Annotated in this window: 13 protein-coding genes, 2 tRNA genes and 1 pseudogene; 11 read left to right on the top strand and 5 right to left on the bottom strand. The window is 39.5% G+C overall.

The window, feature by feature from the left end:
• Nucleotides 1–89 precede the first annotated feature (89 nt).
• Nucleotides 90–641 (bottom strand): DUF3332 domain-containing protein, encoded by a 552-nt coding sequence (locus tag GD630_RS06510; RefSeq protein ID WP_143868624.1) that lies wholly within the window; start codon nucleotides 639–641, stop codon nucleotides 90–92.
• Nucleotides 642–741: 100 nt separating this feature from the next.
• Nucleotides 742–1,182: a DoxX family protein gene (locus tag GD630_RS06505; protein WP_143868622.1), complete on the bottom strand. Its 441-nt coding sequence runs from the start codon at nucleotides 1,180–1,182 to the stop codon at nucleotides 742–744.
• A 109-nt stretch (nucleotides 1,183–1,291) separates the two neighbouring features.
• Here GD630_RS06505 and GD630_RS06500 point away from each other — a divergent pair, with 109 nt between their 5' ends.
• Complete coding sequence (locus tag GD630_RS06500) at nucleotides 1,292–1,540, top strand: DUF6965 family protein (RefSeq protein WP_007760590.1); 249 nt, start codon at nucleotides 1,292–1,294, stop codon at nucleotides 1,538–1,540.
• Nucleotides 1,541–1,730: 190 nt separating this feature from the next.
• Here GD630_RS06500 and GD630_RS06495 read toward each other — a convergent pair whose 3' ends face one another.
• Complete coding sequence (locus tag GD630_RS06495; protein ID WP_143868620.1) at nucleotides 1,731–2,150, bottom strand: BT0820 family HAD-type phosphatase; 420 nt, start codon at nucleotides 2,148–2,150, stop codon at nucleotides 1,731–1,733.
• Between the two features lie 96 nt (nucleotides 2,151–2,246).
• Here GD630_RS06495 and GD630_RS06490 point away from each other — a divergent pair.
• The 4 genes and pseudogenes from GD630_RS06490 (at nucleotide 2,247) to GD630_RS06475 (ending at nucleotide 4,784) form a co-directional block, all read left to right on the top strand.
• Nucleotides 2,247–3,633 (top strand): annotated as a pseudogene (locus GD630_RS06490) (peptide MFS transporter).
• A gap of 82 nt (nucleotides 3,634–3,715) precedes the next feature.
• Complete coding sequence (locus GD630_RS06485; RefSeq protein WP_143868618.1) at nucleotides 3,716–4,519, top strand: MBL fold metallo-hydrolase; 804 nt, start codon at nucleotides 3,716–3,718, stop codon at nucleotides 4,517–4,519.
• A gap of 89 nt (nucleotides 4,520–4,608) precedes the next feature.
• Nucleotides 4,609–4,681: transfer RNA gene (locus tag GD630_RS06480), tRNA-Lys, on the top strand.
• A gap of 30 nt (nucleotides 4,682–4,711) precedes the next feature.
• Nucleotides 4,712–4,784 (top strand) — tRNA-Lys (locus tag GD630_RS06475).
• Nucleotides 4,785–4,917: 133 nt separating this feature from the next.
• Here GD630_RS06475 and uxaC read toward each other — a convergent pair.
• The gene (uxaC, locus tag GD630_RS06470; protein ID WP_007760573.1) at nucleotides 4,918–6,324 is read right to left on the bottom strand and encodes a glucuronate isomerase; all 1,407 of its coding nucleotides are present in this window, start codon (nucleotides 6,322–6,324) and stop codon (nucleotides 4,918–4,920) included.
• 198 nt (nucleotides 6,325–6,522) lie between these two features.
• Between uxaC and GD630_RS06465 the strand changes: the two genes are divergently transcribed.
• The 5 genes from GD630_RS06465 (at nucleotide 6,523) to GD630_RS06445 (ending at nucleotide 10,793) form a co-directional block, all read left to right on the top strand.
• Entirely contained in the window at nucleotides 6,523–7,590 is a 1,068-nt protein-coding gene (locus GD630_RS06465; RefSeq protein WP_143868616.1) for a LacI family DNA-binding transcriptional regulator, read from the top strand.
• A 26-nt stretch (nucleotides 7,591–7,616) separates the two neighbouring features.
• Nucleotides 7,617–9,056, top strand: coding sequence for a tagaturonate reductase (locus GD630_RS06460; protein WP_143868614.1), 1,440 nt, complete (start codon nucleotides 7,617–7,619; stop codon nucleotides 9,054–9,056).
• A 167-nt stretch (nucleotides 9,057–9,223) separates the two neighbouring features.
• On the top strand, nucleotides 9,224–9,475 hold the full coding sequence (locus tag GD630_RS06455; RefSeq protein ID WP_143868612.1) for a DUF4160 domain-containing protein: 252 nt from the start codon (nucleotides 9,224–9,226) through the stop codon (nucleotides 9,473–9,475).
• A 12-nt stretch (nucleotides 9,476–9,487) separates the two neighbouring features.
• Nucleotides 9,488–9,718 (top strand): DUF2442 domain-containing protein, encoded by a 231-nt coding sequence (locus GD630_RS06450; protein WP_143868610.1) that lies wholly within the window; start codon nucleotides 9,488–9,490, stop codon nucleotides 9,716–9,718.
• Between the two features lie 604 nt (nucleotides 9,719–10,322).
• On the top strand, nucleotides 10,323–10,793 hold the full coding sequence (locus GD630_RS06445; protein WP_143868608.1) for an HU family DNA-binding protein: 471 nt from the start codon (nucleotides 10,323–10,325) through the stop codon (nucleotides 10,791–10,793).
• Between the two features lie 668 nt (nucleotides 10,794–11,461).
• Here GD630_RS06445 and GD630_RS06440 read toward each other — a convergent pair.
• Nucleotides 11,462–12,703, bottom strand: a complete 1,242-nt coding sequence (locus GD630_RS06440; RefSeq protein WP_238482909.1) for an IS110 family RNA-guided transposase — start codon at nucleotides 12,701–12,703, stop codon at nucleotides 11,462–11,464.
• A gap of 727 nt (nucleotides 12,704–13,430) precedes the next feature.
• On the opposite strand from GD630_RS06440, the gene GD630_RS06435 reads away from it, so the two are divergent.
• On the top strand, nucleotides 13,431–15,179 hold the full coding sequence (locus GD630_RS06435; RefSeq protein WP_143866107.1) for a leucine-rich repeat protein: 1,749 nt from the start codon (nucleotides 13,431–13,433) through the stop codon (nucleotides 15,177–15,179).

Genomic DNA, 15,179 nt, shown 5'->3' with positions numbered 1-15,179 from the left:
TGATATTATAGTTGGTAATGAGTATGAAAAAAGGAGATGAAACAAAGTCGAGTTCCATCTCCTTTATTATATATTCTTGGGTTGTTATGTTAACGGGCTGCAAACATGAGGTTGCTTGTAGTAGCTTGGCGAGCTGCCATCATACCTTGAGCATCCAGAGTTACATTCATTTTCTCACCGTTCGGCAAGAACAAGTCAGCAGTACCGTCATTATTCATTTTTACAAGTTCAGCGCTTTCACCGTTTGCGACAACATTCCATGTATTGGCTTCTTTGTCGTAGATCAGATCCATAGAAGCAGTTTCTCCTTCTTTAGTGATAGAGTAGCCGTTCTCCAGCGTTTTTACCATATAGTTACCGTTTTCTCCTTTAACTTTCTTTACGTCACCTACATTAGCCATAGGATTGGAACCACTCCAGAATTCAATAGAGTTGATTACTAAAGCATCGGCAAGGTAAGCTACACCATAGACCGGTACAATGTTGAAAGCTAAAAACACAAGTTCATTTACAAATTTGTTACCAAGAGACTGATTCCAAGTTGTCAGGCGGTTAAATAAGCCGAATGAACCTACACAGGAACTAAATAATAGGCTGCCGCTAAGTACTGCCGCAACCAAAACCATTTTGTTTCTTTTCATGTCAGAAAGTTTTTAGTTAATAAAAAATATTTATATTGCTTCTTTTGTGTACCTGCAAATATAATACTTTTTTGTTTATTTAGGTTATAATCCCTGTTTTTTATGATTTTAATTTTCGGCGTGCCATTTCATTTCCGATGATATGATCGATGGAGAATTTGCCGGGTCCGGCGATATACATGATTATAAATACAATTAAGTAAATGAAAGCCAATTCTTTGACTGCAAATGCATCATTGGCATGAACGATAAAAAATGCCACTATCATCGTGAAAATCATCGGAATCATTGCCAAACGATACAAAAAGCCGATGATAAATGCCATTGAGCATACCAATTCGCCGAAAATGGCTAACCCGAGAGAAATGGGGCTGCCTAATCCCAGTGGATCTGGAAAAACGGCAGATAATTCTTGAAAGTTACTCCATTTTTGTATTCCGTGATTCATCAATAATACTCCGAAGATAATCCGGACTACTAGTAGCAACAAAGATGTTTTTGTTGTGTTGGGTTTTGTTGGAAATAAAAAGTTATAAATCATAAGATATTCTATTTTAAGTTTGTTCTTATTTATGATAAACATAAGAAATCTTGATTTTGTTCTCATAATCTTATAATAAACTTTGTATCTTTGTAGAAAAATGTGTGATATGGAACAGCATACTTATGATAATGAGTCCGTTCAGGAATTGCTGGATTGGGCAAAAAAAATGGTTGAGACTGATAATTACCCGACAGAGAGATTTCAGATCAATAAGTGTACAACAATTATTGATGGCAAACATTATCTGGAAACATTGATAGCAATGATTTCCAGGAATTGGGAAAACCCGACTTTTCATCCCACTATAGAGCAATTGTGGGAGTTTAGAGAAAAGTGGGAGAATAGAGGCGCATAAATAAAAGTGCACTCTAATCACGCCTGACAAGAGTGCACAACAAACAAAACAAACAAAATTAACATATTATACTCGTATCTTCAGAGATTACGAGAAATAAGGATATGCAAATATACACCGAATAATCTCAATAATTGATTATTTAATCACATTTTTTATGTATATAGTCATTTATTTATCATTTTAAGTGTTAAAAGGGCAACCATCTTTTCTTTTTCTTCAAAGGCTGCTGCTCATCGTCATTTTGGCTATATATATCCGCAAATGTTTTTTTCTTCTTTATCATTTCATAAATAAGCCCCCAATCCGGTAGACCGCCTAGATTGCGGTCGTCAATGAATAAGTCGGCTTTTAATTTGCGGGAAAAGCCTTGATGGCTTTTTTGTTCTTCAGGATAATCCTTGTTGACCGCATAGAACTCCAGACCTCTGGCTTTACACCATTCGACAGCTTCTTCCAAGAGTGTTCCTTCACGCACGCTCCACAATATTAAGCGGTGCTTTTCTTGTTGCAATAACTTTAATGTATCGATGGCGAACGGAATTTCTTCACCAATGCGTGGATAACGATGTTCTACAATCGTTCCGTCAAAATCAACAGCTATAATCATAGTTTTCTAGTACCTAATTTCTGACAAAGATACAGACAGTAAGCTAAAAAAACGTATCTTTGCCCCGAATTAACATTTTAACAAAAATATAAATACATGGACAATTCCCCTCAGCGTGCTGCTAAAGGCTTTACGAGAGCTTTCTGGGTCAGCAACACAGTCGAACTGTTTGAGCGTATGGCATATTATGCCGTTTTTATCGTTCTCACTATTTATCTATCTTCCATTTTAGGTTTTAACGATTTCGAAGCAAGTATGATTTCCGGGCTTTTTTCCGGAGGTTTATATCTGCTTCCTATTTTTTCCGGGGCCTATGCCGACAAAATCGGTTTCCGGAAATCAATGATTATAGCATTCTCCATATTATCTGTCGGATATTTGGGGCTAGGTGTGTTGCCCACTTTGCTGGAAGCTGCAGGGCTGGTTAGTTATGGCGTTACTACTCAATTTAATGGTTTGCCTGATAGTTATACCCGGTGGATCATTGTTCCGGTTTTATTTGTGCTTATGGTGGGAGGCTCCTTCATTAAGTCTATCATCTCCGCTTCTGTGGCTAAAGAAACAACAGAAGCAACCCGTGCCCGTGGTTATTCCATCTTTTATATGATGGTAAATGTGGGTGCTTTCACCGGTAAAACGATAATCGACCCTTTGCGTAACGTCATTGGTGAGCAAGCATATATCTATATTAATTATTTTTCCGGTACGATGACAGTTATTGCTTTGCTTGCTGTTATTCCTTTATAAATCAACGCACACGGCAGGCGAAGGAAAAACACTCCGTGAGATTGGGCAAGGGTTTATGCGAATCATTACAAACTGGCGTTTGTTGATTCTTATTCTGATTGTTACCGGTTTCTGGATGGTACAGCAGCAACTTTATGCCACTATGCCCAAGTATGTGATTCGTATGGCCGGAGAGACGGCAAGACCGGGTTGGATTGCTAATGTGAATCCGTTTGTGGTGGTTTGTTGCGTTAGTTTTATCACACGTCTGATGGCAAAACGCAGTGCGATTACTTCGATGAATGTGGGGATGTTTCTGATTCCTGTTTCTGCGTTGCTGATGGCGTGCGGGAATTTGCTGGGCAATGATCTTGTTGCCGGTATGAGTAATATTACTCTGATGATGATTGCGGGTATAGTGGTGCAGGCACTTGCCGAATGTTTTATTTCACCGCGTTATTTGGAATATTTCTCCTTGCAGGCTCCTAAAGGAGAAGAAGGAATGTATTTAGGGTTCAGCCATTTGCATTCGTTTCTTTCTTCTATTTTCGGTTTTGGTCTGGCGGGAATTCTGCTCACTAAGTATTGTCCGGATCCTGCTTTGTTCGAGACACGGGCAGCGTGGGAGGCAGCTAGCGTAAATGCTCATTATATATGGTATTATTTTGCTGCCATAGGGCTGATTGCAGCTGTGGCATTACTGTTATTTGCAAAAATCACCGAATCCATCGACAAAAAGAAGAAAGCTTCTCGGTAATTCTCTTCTTTTTTACGTATATTTGCCGTCACTTTGCTGTAAAAGTTGACGGCATTTTGCATTTTAATAAAGAAGATAAAACATGAAAGTAAAATTTATAAGCCTGGCGAGTGGCAGTAGTGGGAACTGTTATTATCTGGGTACCGAAACTTATGGGATACTGATAGATGCAGGAATTGGTATACGTACAATCAAGAAAGTACTGAAAGATTATAATATCCTGATGGATAGTATCCGTGCGGTATTTATAACCCATGATCATGCTGACCACATTAAAGCAGTGGGTAATCTGGGAGAAAAAATGAATATTCCTGTTTATACAACCGCCCGTATTCATGCCGGAATTAATCGTAGTTATTGTATGACAGAGAAACTCAGTTCGTCAGTCCGTTATTTGGAAAAGCAGGAACCCATGATGTTGGAGGATTTTCGTATCGAGTCTTTTGAGGTGCCACATGATGGAACGGACAATGTTGGATATTGCATTGAGATTGACGGCAAAGTCTTTTCTTTCTTGACGGACCTTGGAGAAATTACTCCTACGGCTGCCCATTATATCAGTAAAGCCCATTATCTGATACTTGAAGCCAACTACGATGAGGAAATGCTTAAGATGGGTCCTTATCCTCAATATCTGAAGGAACGGATTGCGAGTAGGACCGGACACATGAGTAACTCTGATACGGCGGAGTTTTTGGCGGAAAATATCACTGAACGTTTGCGATATATTTGGTTGTGTCATTTAAGCAAAGACAATAATCATCCGGAATTGGCTTTCAAAACAGTAGAATGGAAATTAAAGAACAAAGGAGTAATCGTTGGCAAAGATGTGCAACTGCTTGCTTTAAAGCGAAATACACCTTCCGAGCTCTACGTGTTCGAATAAAAGCGGAAAAAAGATAGTAAAAAAGCTGCATTATTGTTTGGTCAAATAAAATAAAAGACCTACTTTTGCAACCGCAAACGAGGAAATAAGCACTCTTAGCTCAGTTGGTAGAGCAACTGACTCTTAATCAGTGGGTCCAGGGTTCGAATCCCTGAGGGTGTACAAATTCCGAGTTGCAATGAAAAAAAAGTTGCACTCTTAGCTCAGTTGGTAGAGCAACTGACTCTTAATCAGTGGGTCCAGGGTTCGAATCCCTGAGGGTGTACAAAAGGAAGAAGTGACTTCGTGTTGCTTCTTTTTTTTATTTCTAAATCTGGTAAAAGGTGGGGTGGATATAAAAAATGCCGTTGTCTGATTGTTGGATTCAGGCAACGGCATTTATAGCTTTGATATATTACTTAGAACTTGAAGAAGTTCTTAGCGTTGTTATAGCTGATGTCTTCAATCATTTGATTTACACGTTCCATTTCGGATACTGGGATTTCTCCGTTCTCTACGTCACGTCCTACTAGATTACACAATGTACGGCGGAAATATTCGTGACGCGGGTAGGATAGGAATGAACGGGAATCAGTCAACATACCTACGAAGCGGCTCAAAAGACCGAGTACCGACAAGGCGTTCATTTGTTTTTCCATACCATCTTTCTGATCCAAGAACCACCATCCGGAACCAAACTGGATTTTTCCCGCAACAGATCCATCCTGGAAGTTGCCCAGCATAGTTGCAATCACCTCGTTTGCGCATGGATTCAGGTTGTAGAGGATTGTCTTCGTCAATTTACCGTTTGTGTTCAAGCGGTCGAGGAATTTAGCCATTGCTTTCGCTGTTGTAAATTCACCGATAGAGTCGAAACCTGTATCGGGACCTAACAATTTAAACATCTTGGTGTTGTTGTTGCGGATTGCGCCGTAATGGAACTGTTGAGTCCATCCCTTTTCCCAATCCATTTCTCCGAAGATTACGAGCATTGCCGATTTGAACTTCAGAATTTCTTCCTTCGTCAGTTCAGTACCGCCATATACCTTATTAAATATAGCTTTGATTTCCGCATCGGTATAATCTTCTGCGTAGAATTCCTCGATACCGTGATCGGACAGGCGACATCCTTGTGCTGCGAAGAAATCGTGACGTTTGCGCAATGCGGCAATCATATCGTCAAAGCTGGAAATGTTGGTGTCGCTTACCTCTGCCAATTTTTCTACATAAGCGCGGAAATCTGCCGGAACTTCTACTGCCATAGCTTTGTCCGGACGCCAAGTCGGCAACATCTTGATTTCAAATCCGCTTTCTCGTGTCTTGATGTGATATTCCAACGAGTCTATCGGATCGTCGGTAGTACAGACGGTTTCTACGTGGTAGCGACGCATCATTCCGCGAGCGGAATATTCAGGTTGAGCTAATTTCTCGTTACATTCATCGTAGATCTCACGTGCGGTTTTCGGATTCAATATCTTATCGATGCCGAAAGCTGTTTTCAGTTCCAGATGAGTCCAATGGTATAACGGATTGCGGAAAGTATAGGGTACGGTTTCTGCCCATTTCTCAAATTTTTCCCAGTCTGTGGTGTCCTTCCCTGTGCAGAAACGTTCGTCTACACCGTTTGTACGCATAGCGCGCCATTTGTAGTGGTCGCCTCCCAACCAAATTTCAGTCAGTGATTTAAACTTGTAGTCATCGGCTACCATTTGTGGAATTAAATGACAGTGATAGTCGATAATCGGCATTTTAGCCGCATGCTCGTGATACAACTTCTGTGCAGTTTCTGTTTGCAGTAAGAAGTTCTCGTCCATGAAATTCTTCATTATTACTGTGTTTTAAGTATATAAAATTATTACTTTCTGTATTTATACCTATATAGTATTGATTTTAAAGCTACTAGGTGTAAATCTCGTTTTAGTTTTATTAACCGTTATCGAACACAAAAATAGAAATTTTACTTGGAGTAACAAAATAATTCGTATATTTGCAGCGATTATTTATAATATTTAAGTTTTAGCACTATGGAGGACCAGAACTATACGATTAAAGACATAGCCCGTATGGCAGGCGTTTCTGCCGGAACGGTGGACAGGGTATTGCACAATCGCGGTGACGTATCTCCTAAGAGCAAAGCTAAGGTTCAGAAGGTGCTGGATGAAATTCATTACCAGCCCAATGTTTTTGCTATCGGACTGGCTGCTAAAAAGAAATATTCTTTCGTTTGCCTAATTCCTTATTATATAGAGCACGATTATTGGCATTCCGTAGTGGGCGGCATTGAGCGTGCCCGGCAAGAGTTGCGTCCTTTCAATGTGAGCGTGGATTATCTGTGTTACCATCACGGAGATGAAGCCAGCTATCAGGAAGCCTGTCGTTCTATCAAGGAAAGCAATGTGGATGCGGTGTTGATTGCTCCCAATTTCTGGGAAGAAACCTTATCATTGACGGCCTATCTGCGAGAGAATGGGATAGCGTATGCTTTCGTCGATTTCAATATGGAAGAAATGAATGCATTAACCTATATCGGACAAGATTCGTATAAGAGCGGATACATTGCGGCTAAGATATTGATGCGTAATTATTCGGTGGGAGAAGGGCAGGAACTGGTACTGTTTTTAAGTAATAACAAGAATAACCCTGCTGAAATACAGATGCAGCGCCGTCTGGAAGGTTTTATGCAGTATATCACTGAGGAATACGATAATCTGGTGATTCATGAAGTAGTATTGAATAAGTCCAATCAGGAAAATAACTGTCGGACACTGGACCGGTTCTTTGAGACGCACCCGAAAGCTGTACTCGGAGTTGTGTTCAATTCCAGAGTATATCAGTTGGGAGAATATCTCCGTCATGCAGGGCGTAGCATGAAAGGATTGATAGGATATGACCTCCTGAAAGCAAATGTAGAGTTGCTGAAATCGGGGGATGTACATTATTTGATCGGACAACGGCCGGGATTGCAAGGTTATTGCGGTGTGAAAGCTTTGTGTGATCATGTCGTGTTCAAGAAAAATATCGATCCTGTGAAATATATGCCTATTGATATCCTGATTAAAGAAAACATCGATTTTTATTTTGAATTAGTATAATATCAACTTTATAAATTACAACTAACATGAAAGTATTAAACAAAGAAACTGCTCCTAAGGCACAACGTCCGGAGCGTATTATTCAATTTGGTGAAGGTAACTTTTTACGTGCTTTTGTAGATTGGATTATCTATAACATGAACCAGAAAACAGATTTCAACAGTAGTGTTGTAGTAGTTCAGCCCATTGACAAAGGTATGGTCGATATGCTGAATACACAGGACGATCTTTATCATGTCAATCTTCAAGGATTGGATAAAGGAGAAGTGGTTAACATCTTGACAATGATTGATGTAATCAGCCGTGCATTGAACCCTTATACACAAAATGACGAATTTATGAAACTGGCGGAACAACCGGAAATGCGTTTCGTTATTTCAAATACTACAGAAGCCGGTATTGCCTTTGATCCGACTTGCAAACTAGAGGATGCTCCCGCTTCTTCTTATCCGGGTAAACTGACTCAGTTGTTATATCATCGTTTTAAGACATTCAATGGCGACAAGACAAAAGGCCTGATCATCTTCCCTTGCGAACTTATTTTCTTGAATGGTCACAAACTGAAAGAGACGATCTATCAATACATTGAGTTGTGGAATTTGGGCGAAGAATTTAAGACTTGGTTTGAAGAAGCCTGTGGTGTATATGCTACGTTGGTAGACCGTATAGTTCCGGGATTCCCCCGCAAGGATATTGCAGCTATCAAAGAAAAACTGCAATATGACGATAACTTGGTGGTCCAGGCTGAAATCTTCCATTTGTGGGTTATTGAGGCTCCGCAGGAGATTGCCAAAGAATTCCCGGCTGACAAGGCAGGCTTGAACGTATTGTTTGTACCGTCGGAAGCTCCATATCATGAACGTAAGGTTACTTTGCTGAATGGGCCGCATACCGTTCTTTCTCCGGTTGCTTATTTGTCCGGTGTGAATATTGTTCGTGACGCTTGCCAGCATGAAGTAATTGGAAAATATATCCATAAGGTGATGTTTGACGAGTTGATGGAAACTCTGAACCTGCCGAAAGATGAATTGGAGAAATTTGCGAATGATGTATTGGAGCGTTTCAATAATCCGTTTGTAGACCATGCGGTAACAAGCATTATGCTGAATTCTTTCCCGAAATATGAGACTCGTGATCTGCCGGGATTGAAAACTTATCTGGAACGTAAAGGTGAGCTTCCGAAAGGACTTGTACTTGGTTTGGCAGCTATCATTACTTATTATAAGGGTGGTGTACGTGCGGATGGCGCTGAGATTGTGCCGAACGATGCTCCTGAAATCATGAATCTGCTGAAAGAACTATGGGCTACCGGTTGCACAAAGAAAGTAACCGAAGGTGTTCTGGGCGCAGAATTTATCTGGGGTGAAGATTTGAATAAAATTCCGGGATTGACGGAAGCTGTAAAAGCTGATTTGGATTCTATTCAAGAAAAGGGAATGCTTGAAACTGTGAAGGGTATTCTTTGATTTAGATATCGGAGATAGGCCGAATAGTTGAATTTAACTGAGTTTGGTTTTTCATTCAAGAGGGTATCTTGATAGTCTTATGGCTATTGGGATACCCTTGTTTTTTGCTTGTTTATTTGTGTAAATGAAACTAATTAGTTACATTTGTACAAATAAGATAGTAAGATATGGGTTCGATATTTGTTATACAAGGTATTTTGATTTATATATATGGTTTCGATCATAATCCACCGCATATTCATGTAAGGAGTAGTGATGGTGAATTTACCATAACTATTAAAGATAGAATAATAGAAGGACGGACTAAAGCTAAGATTGTTCAGTTGGTCAATCAGTTTATTGATGAGCATGAAGAGGAACTAATGGATATTTGGGGTAAAGCCCAAAGAGGTGAGAAAATAGATAAGGTTAAACGATAAAAATGAATAGTTATGTTGAAAGTAACCAATGTTGAGTATTTAGGAGACTATGTGCTTTTATGCTCGTTTAATAATGGACAACAGAAGAGAGTTGATTTAACTCCACTCCTTCAATACCCAGCCTTTGAAGAATTGAAAGATAAAAATCTATTTGTTCAATTTGGTTTGGATGGGACAATTTTTTGGTCTAACGGAGCTGATGTTGCTCCAGAATATTTGTTTGAGAACGGAACGGATGCATAATGAAAGAACATATATTGTCTGAATTTACAGAGATTCTTCGTAAGCGGCGTAAGGAACTGAATCTTACTCAAAAGAATTAGCGAAGAAAGTTGGAAAGAAACGTATTTATTTTAATTATATATTGGTCGAATAGTTGAATTTAACTGAGTTTGGTTTTTCATTCAAGAGGGTATCTTGATAGTCTTATGGCTATTGGGATACCCTCTTAAAGTTAATGTATATTAATGTTGTTTTGCTTGTTGTTGGCTATTATTACTTTATAATATCTAAATATACGGGTTGTATCTCATTTTTTTCCAAAGAAAGACGTTTTTAAAATCTTCAAATCCTTAATAGCTGTCATTATCTTGTCGCTTGTTTGATATTTTTATTTATTGTATTGGTATGAATTATTGTAATTACGTGATTATTGATTGTTATAATGTTGTATTTTATTATTTTCTTGCAGCTTTGTTGTAAGCTCATTTTTCTTGTAAAATATCAAGATTTTGTTATTAAAATACTACCATTTTTCTATTTGGAAATCTCAATATAGACTCATATCTTTGCATCGAAGTCAATAGAGTGACTTTTTTAATTGTCAAATATTTAAAATGTTAAAACCATGGCATTTAAATATAGAAAAAAGAAGATTACCTTGTACTTCGATAAACAAAACAAGGTGGAAAAGTACGTTGCAGCTAACGTACTAGTAGGAAGCATCAACTACAAGAAGTTGTGTGATGAAGTGAATCAGCGAACAGGTGTTCATCGTTCTATGGTGGATGTGGTGCTGAAGGGAGTTCAGGATGTGATGATAGCCTATTTGGAGGAAGGTTTTTCGGTGAAACTGGACGAGTTTGGCGCGTTCCGTCCGGCAATCAATGCCGAAGGGAAAGACAAGGAAGAAGACGTGAGTGCCCACACCATTATCCGGAAAAAGATTGTATTTACTCCGGGTAGTAGATTCAAAGCTATGCTGGGTTCGGCAAGTGTGGAACTGTTTGGAGATGGCACGTCGACTACTAGTGGTAGTGATAGCGAAAATCCGGACGAGGGTGGAAATTCGGGAGAAGCTCCGGATCCGGCTGATTAATCTTTGCTAAATCACTTTTTAATGGGGGAAGTTCGTGAGAGCTTCCCCATTTTTTTGTCTGCATTTTATGCTGAATAGTGCAAATTCACCGTTGCCCAATGGTGAATTTATGGTTGCCCAACGACAAAATCACCGTTGCCCAACGGTGAAATTTCCTATTGATCGTGGAATTTTAGTAAGAATAATGCGCAAATTATCATTTGTGAGAAATAATTTTTATCTTTGTGACGTTGTAGCAACGCGAGTCGCTCAACGTCGTTTTTATTGATGAAAGTGTTTAGCTTTTATCCTTATACAGGAAATCTGGTAAATTTCGAAAGGCATAAGGACAGCAATAACACTCATCACTTGTATCGTTATGTGTAATTTTCATACGAAAATTATTTGTGCCGTTTTAGTTTATAACGGCTGTTTTTACTTTGTTTTTATGTATTCTCTGAGCCAATGACACAAAAATAGAGAGCACTCACTGTTGGGCAAGTGCGCGGCTGGCATGTTCGGCAATTTATATTTATACTGCTGAGTTGATGTTGAATTTTCATACACGTGCTCATAATGTCACAAACTTTGCCTCTCAGCAGTTGGGACCAGTTTCATTTTCGGACTCGGGATGTTCCAGTAAAATTCGGCCTTGGATTAACTCAGTCCCCAGTTTTATATTGTGTAGGCTAATCTTTTTTCTTCGTCAGGACTACATGGTAGCCAAGTTTCTTTAACTCACCTTTCAGGTATTCCTTGCGTTGCTTCTCTTTCTTCTCAGGCACATAACTGTCTCCAAGCTCCTTGTATCTTCCGTCTGTTGACAACACATAGTGTATGCACTTGAGAAGGGAGTGCCCAACGGCAATCAACGCCTTTTTGTTGCCCTTGCGTGGGGCAAGTCGGTTGAAGCGTTCCATGAAGAACGTCCCTTTTGTTCGTGAGGCAGCCCATGCGGCTTCAACGAGTGTAGCCCTTACATGCTTGTCTCCGTGGCTCGTCCTTCCGCTCTTCTTCTTGCCAGCACTTTCGTTGTTGCCTGGACACATTCCTGCCCAGGAACAAAGATGCGCCGCAGTAGGAAAGTTGCCCATGTCAAGACCAATCTCGGCTATCAGTTCCTCGCAGGTGCGGTTTTGCACTCCGGGTATCTCGCTCAGCCTTGCAATGACATCTTCGTAGGGAGAGAGGATTTCCTTGATATGCCTGTCCATCTCCGTGATTTCCTCCGTGAGCCGTCTGTTGCATGAACGTATCTTCTGAAGCATGTATATCTTGTGGCTGTTCATATAACCCGTGCATGCCTCAAGCATTTCCTCCGCGGAATGCAGACAACGCTTGTGTCGTACAGACTCTATGTCTGCCAATGTCGGAATCCTGCCATCGCAAAGCATTTCTATCAGTTTGGTCGCAGTTGAGCCGCTCGTGTCGCTCAGAACGCTGGACAACTTGACATTGCCGTCCTCAAGCGTACGGATGATGCGGTTCTTGTTGGCCGACACCGTTTCTATCAGCTTGCGGCGGTAACGAGTAAGATCCCTAAGCTCGCGCTGCTCACGAGGGGGAATAAAACTGGGCTTGAGCAATCCTGCCATTAGCAACTGGCATATCCACTCACTGTCGTTCTTGTCTGTCTTGTGACCCGGAACATTCTTGATGTGACGGGCATTGACAATCCAGATGTTGCGGATGTAATCCTCGAACACGTTGTATATCGGTTTCCAATACACTCCAGTGCTCTCCATCGCAACGTGAGTGATTCCTAATGATACCAACCATTCTCTCAATTGTGTCAAAGAACTCGTGAAGGTGTCAAAAGACTTGGTCTCCTTACAGATCCCTTCGCCTTGGACCGTCGCTACCACCACCTTCTTGTGGATGTCCATACCGCAACCGCGCGATACAACCTGATCGAAATGAATCCCTGCCATAATCGTCATTATTAGTGATATGCTAAGATATACTAATAAGACGTGCGACAGAACATTTTCATTTACTTTGGCGACTTCTAAATTGTCATGAGGGTTTCATTACATATACTTTATGAGTGTGGGGTATTGTTTATTTATGTCTTGGGCTTACCAGAGCCTCCTGTATAGATAGACTAATAACTCCACACTTTCTTTTTATAGTTTATGTTGCTGCTGTTGGAGTTGTAGCGGTAAAATTAATTAATCCATAATGCTAGAAAAAAAACTTACATATAGTCCGCTATATACTTGTTGTTAAAACGAACTATTATCCCTAAGATACGATGAAGATAATTAATCTTCAATATTGATTTTCATCTTATTTTGCCCCAATTTTGCAGTCTCAATACCCCAAGAGTGTTGTTTATGCGAAATATTTTCTATCTTTGTGGCGTTGCAGCAATAGTGTTTGCGTATACAACGTTACATATTTATTGATGAAAGTGTTTAGCATTTATCCTTGTCTAGAAATCTGGTAAATTTCAAAAATACGTAAGGATGGCAATGACACTCATCACTTGTATTATTATGTGTAATCTCTTTGCATATGATATACGAGTGTGGGGTATTGTTTATTTACGTATTAGGTTTACCAGAACCTCTAGACAGATAAACTAACGACTCCACACTTTTTTTATAGACCAACCACTGCACAGGAGCCGAAGTGGCGACAAAAACTCTAATAATTATGGTGAAAAAGACAGCTTTCTTTTTCTTAATGATTGCAGCTTTCGGTTTCTTTCTCCACAGTTGCAAGACTGACACTGATGATTTGTGGGATAGTGTTTACGAATTGGATGGCAAAATTTCTTCATTAGAAGAATTGTGTAAACAGATGAATAGCGACATCAATTCTTTACAAACACTTGCTGCCGCATTACAAGATAACAACAGTATCACGTCCGTTATTCCTGTAATGCAAGATGAAAAAATTATAGGTTATACAATTTCTTTTGTTAAGGGGGATCCCATTGTTATTCGTCATGGTGAAAAGGGGGAGCAAGGGAGTAAGGGAGATGATGGTGCAACTCCTGTTATTGGTATAAAACAATATACCGATGGTCTATATTATTGGACACTAGGAGAGTCTTGGTTAAGAGACAATGCAGGCAATATGATTAAAGCGGAGGGAAAAAATGGAAAGCCTGGTGAAGAAGGAAAGACTGGTGTCACACCACAGCTTAAGATAGAAGATGGTTATTGGTGGGTGTCTTATGGAGAAGATTCGCAATGGATAAAACTAGACAAAGCCATCGTTGATAATGAAGTTACTGTATTTGAGGAAGTAACACAAGATGATAGATATGTTTATTTCACTCTTAAAGATGGAACGGTTATAACCATTCAGAAATATCAAAAATTATCAATAACCTTTGCGGAAGGTAGTGAACTGATATTTGATATAAATGAAACCAAAGTAATACATTATACGATTAAGAGTGATGAGGATAAGAATGTGATTAAGACGGAAATGTTAAATGATGACAATGGTTATTCGTTGTATACTAATGTAACGAATTCGACTTCCGGAACGATAACAATCACGTCAAATATACCCACCACAAACCAAGTAATAGTAAGTGTGTCCGATGGAGAAGTTACTATAATGACGGCAATTTCACTCAAACGATTGTTCCAAACGGTAAATACAGTAGAAGCCGGAACTTTATGGGATATTCTAAGACGCTATGATTATTATTCCATTACGGCATTAAAAGTTACTGGTCCATTGAATAGTGATGACATCCTTGTACTTAATAGAATGCGTCAATCTCTTGCTATTTTAGATTTAGGAGATACGGACTTGGCAGAGTTACCAGAGGAAGCCTTTTACGGAAAAAGAACTTTGCAATCTGTTATATTGCCAAAGGCATTAAAGAAAATAGGGAAACGTGCATTTATGGATTGCCGTGGATTAAAAGGTAATCTTGTGTTGCCATTGACTATTACCGATATTGGAGATGAAGCATTTAAGAATTGTCGTGGTCTTACGGGAGAGCTGGTTTTACCACCGAACATAACTCATATTAGTTCCGGTGCATTTGAAAATTGTCTTGGTTTTACGAAATTAACGTTGCCACCAGGTGTTACTGTTATCGGAAGTGGCGCATTTCAGGGATGCAATGGATTTACGGGCAATTTAATATTGCCGGCAAGTGTTACTTCGATCGAATCCCAGGCATTTAGCGATTGTAGCAGTTTTACTGGTGATTTGGTAATTCCATCAAATGTTATTTCAATTGGAAATTCGGCATTCTTTTGTTGTGAACATTTGTTTCCTGTCTATTGTAAGGCTCTTGTTCCTCCGACAATTCCCTTCAATGGTACATGCTTTTCAAATACCTCTCAATTATATATACCTTTAAATTGTACTGAAATATATAGTAGTAAAGATGGTTGGAAGGAATTTGGAAGTATTCAGGAATTTAGGTTTTAA

Source organism: Bacteroides zhangwenhongii (assembly GCF_009193325.2).
Classification (GTDB): domain Bacteria; phylum Bacteroidota; class Bacteroidia; order Bacteroidales; family Bacteroidaceae; genus Bacteroides; species Bacteroides zhangwenhongii.
Note: the sequence above shows the minus strand (reverse complement) of the source record. Positions and strands in the feature narration are given on the sequence as shown.

Coding starts and splice junctions, on each gene's coding strand:
- GD630_RS06510 (WP_143868624.1), bottom strand. CDS start 641: ATGAAAAGAAACAAAATGGTTTTGGTTGCGGCAGTACTTAGCGGCAGC.
- GD630_RS06505 (WP_143868622.1), bottom strand. CDS start 1,182: ATGATTTATAACTTTTTATTTCCAACAAAACCCAACACAACAAAAACA.
- GD630_RS06500 (WP_007760590.1), top strand. CDS start 1,292: ATGGAACAGCATACTTATGATAATGAGTCCGTTCAGGAATTGCTGGAT.
- GD630_RS06495 (WP_143868620.1), bottom strand. CDS start 2,150: ATGATTATAGCTGTTGATTTTGACGGAACGATTGTAGAACATCGTTAT.
- GD630_RS06485 (WP_143868618.1), top strand. CDS start 3,716: ATGAAAGTAAAATTTATAAGCCTGGCGAGTGGCAGTAGTGGGAACTGT.
- uxaC (WP_007760573.1), bottom strand. CDS start 6,324: ATGAAGAATTTCATGGACGAGAACTTCTTACTGCAAACAGAAACTGCA.
- GD630_RS06465 (WP_143868616.1), top strand. CDS start 6,523: ATGGAGGACCAGAACTATACGATTAAAGACATAGCCCGTATGGCAGGC.
- GD630_RS06460 (WP_143868614.1), top strand. CDS start 7,617: ATGAAAGTATTAAACAAAGAAACTGCTCCTAAGGCACAACGTCCGGAG.
- GD630_RS06455 (WP_143868612.1), top strand. CDS start 9,224: ATGGGTTCGATATTTGTTATACAAGGTATTTTGATTTATATATATGGT.
- GD630_RS06450 (WP_143868610.1), top strand. CDS start 9,488: ATGTTGAAAGTAACCAATGTTGAGTATTTAGGAGACTATGTGCTTTTA.
- GD630_RS06445 (WP_143868608.1), top strand. CDS start 10,323: ATGGCATTTAAATATAGAAAAAAGAAGATTACCTTGTACTTCGATAAA.
- GD630_RS06440 (WP_238482909.1), bottom strand. CDS start 12,703: ATGGCAGGGATTCATTTCGATCAGGTTGTATCGCGCGGTTGCGGTATG.
- GD630_RS06435 (WP_143866107.1), top strand. CDS start 13,431: ATGGTGAAAAAGACAGCTTTCTTTTTCTTAATGATTGCAGCTTTCGGT.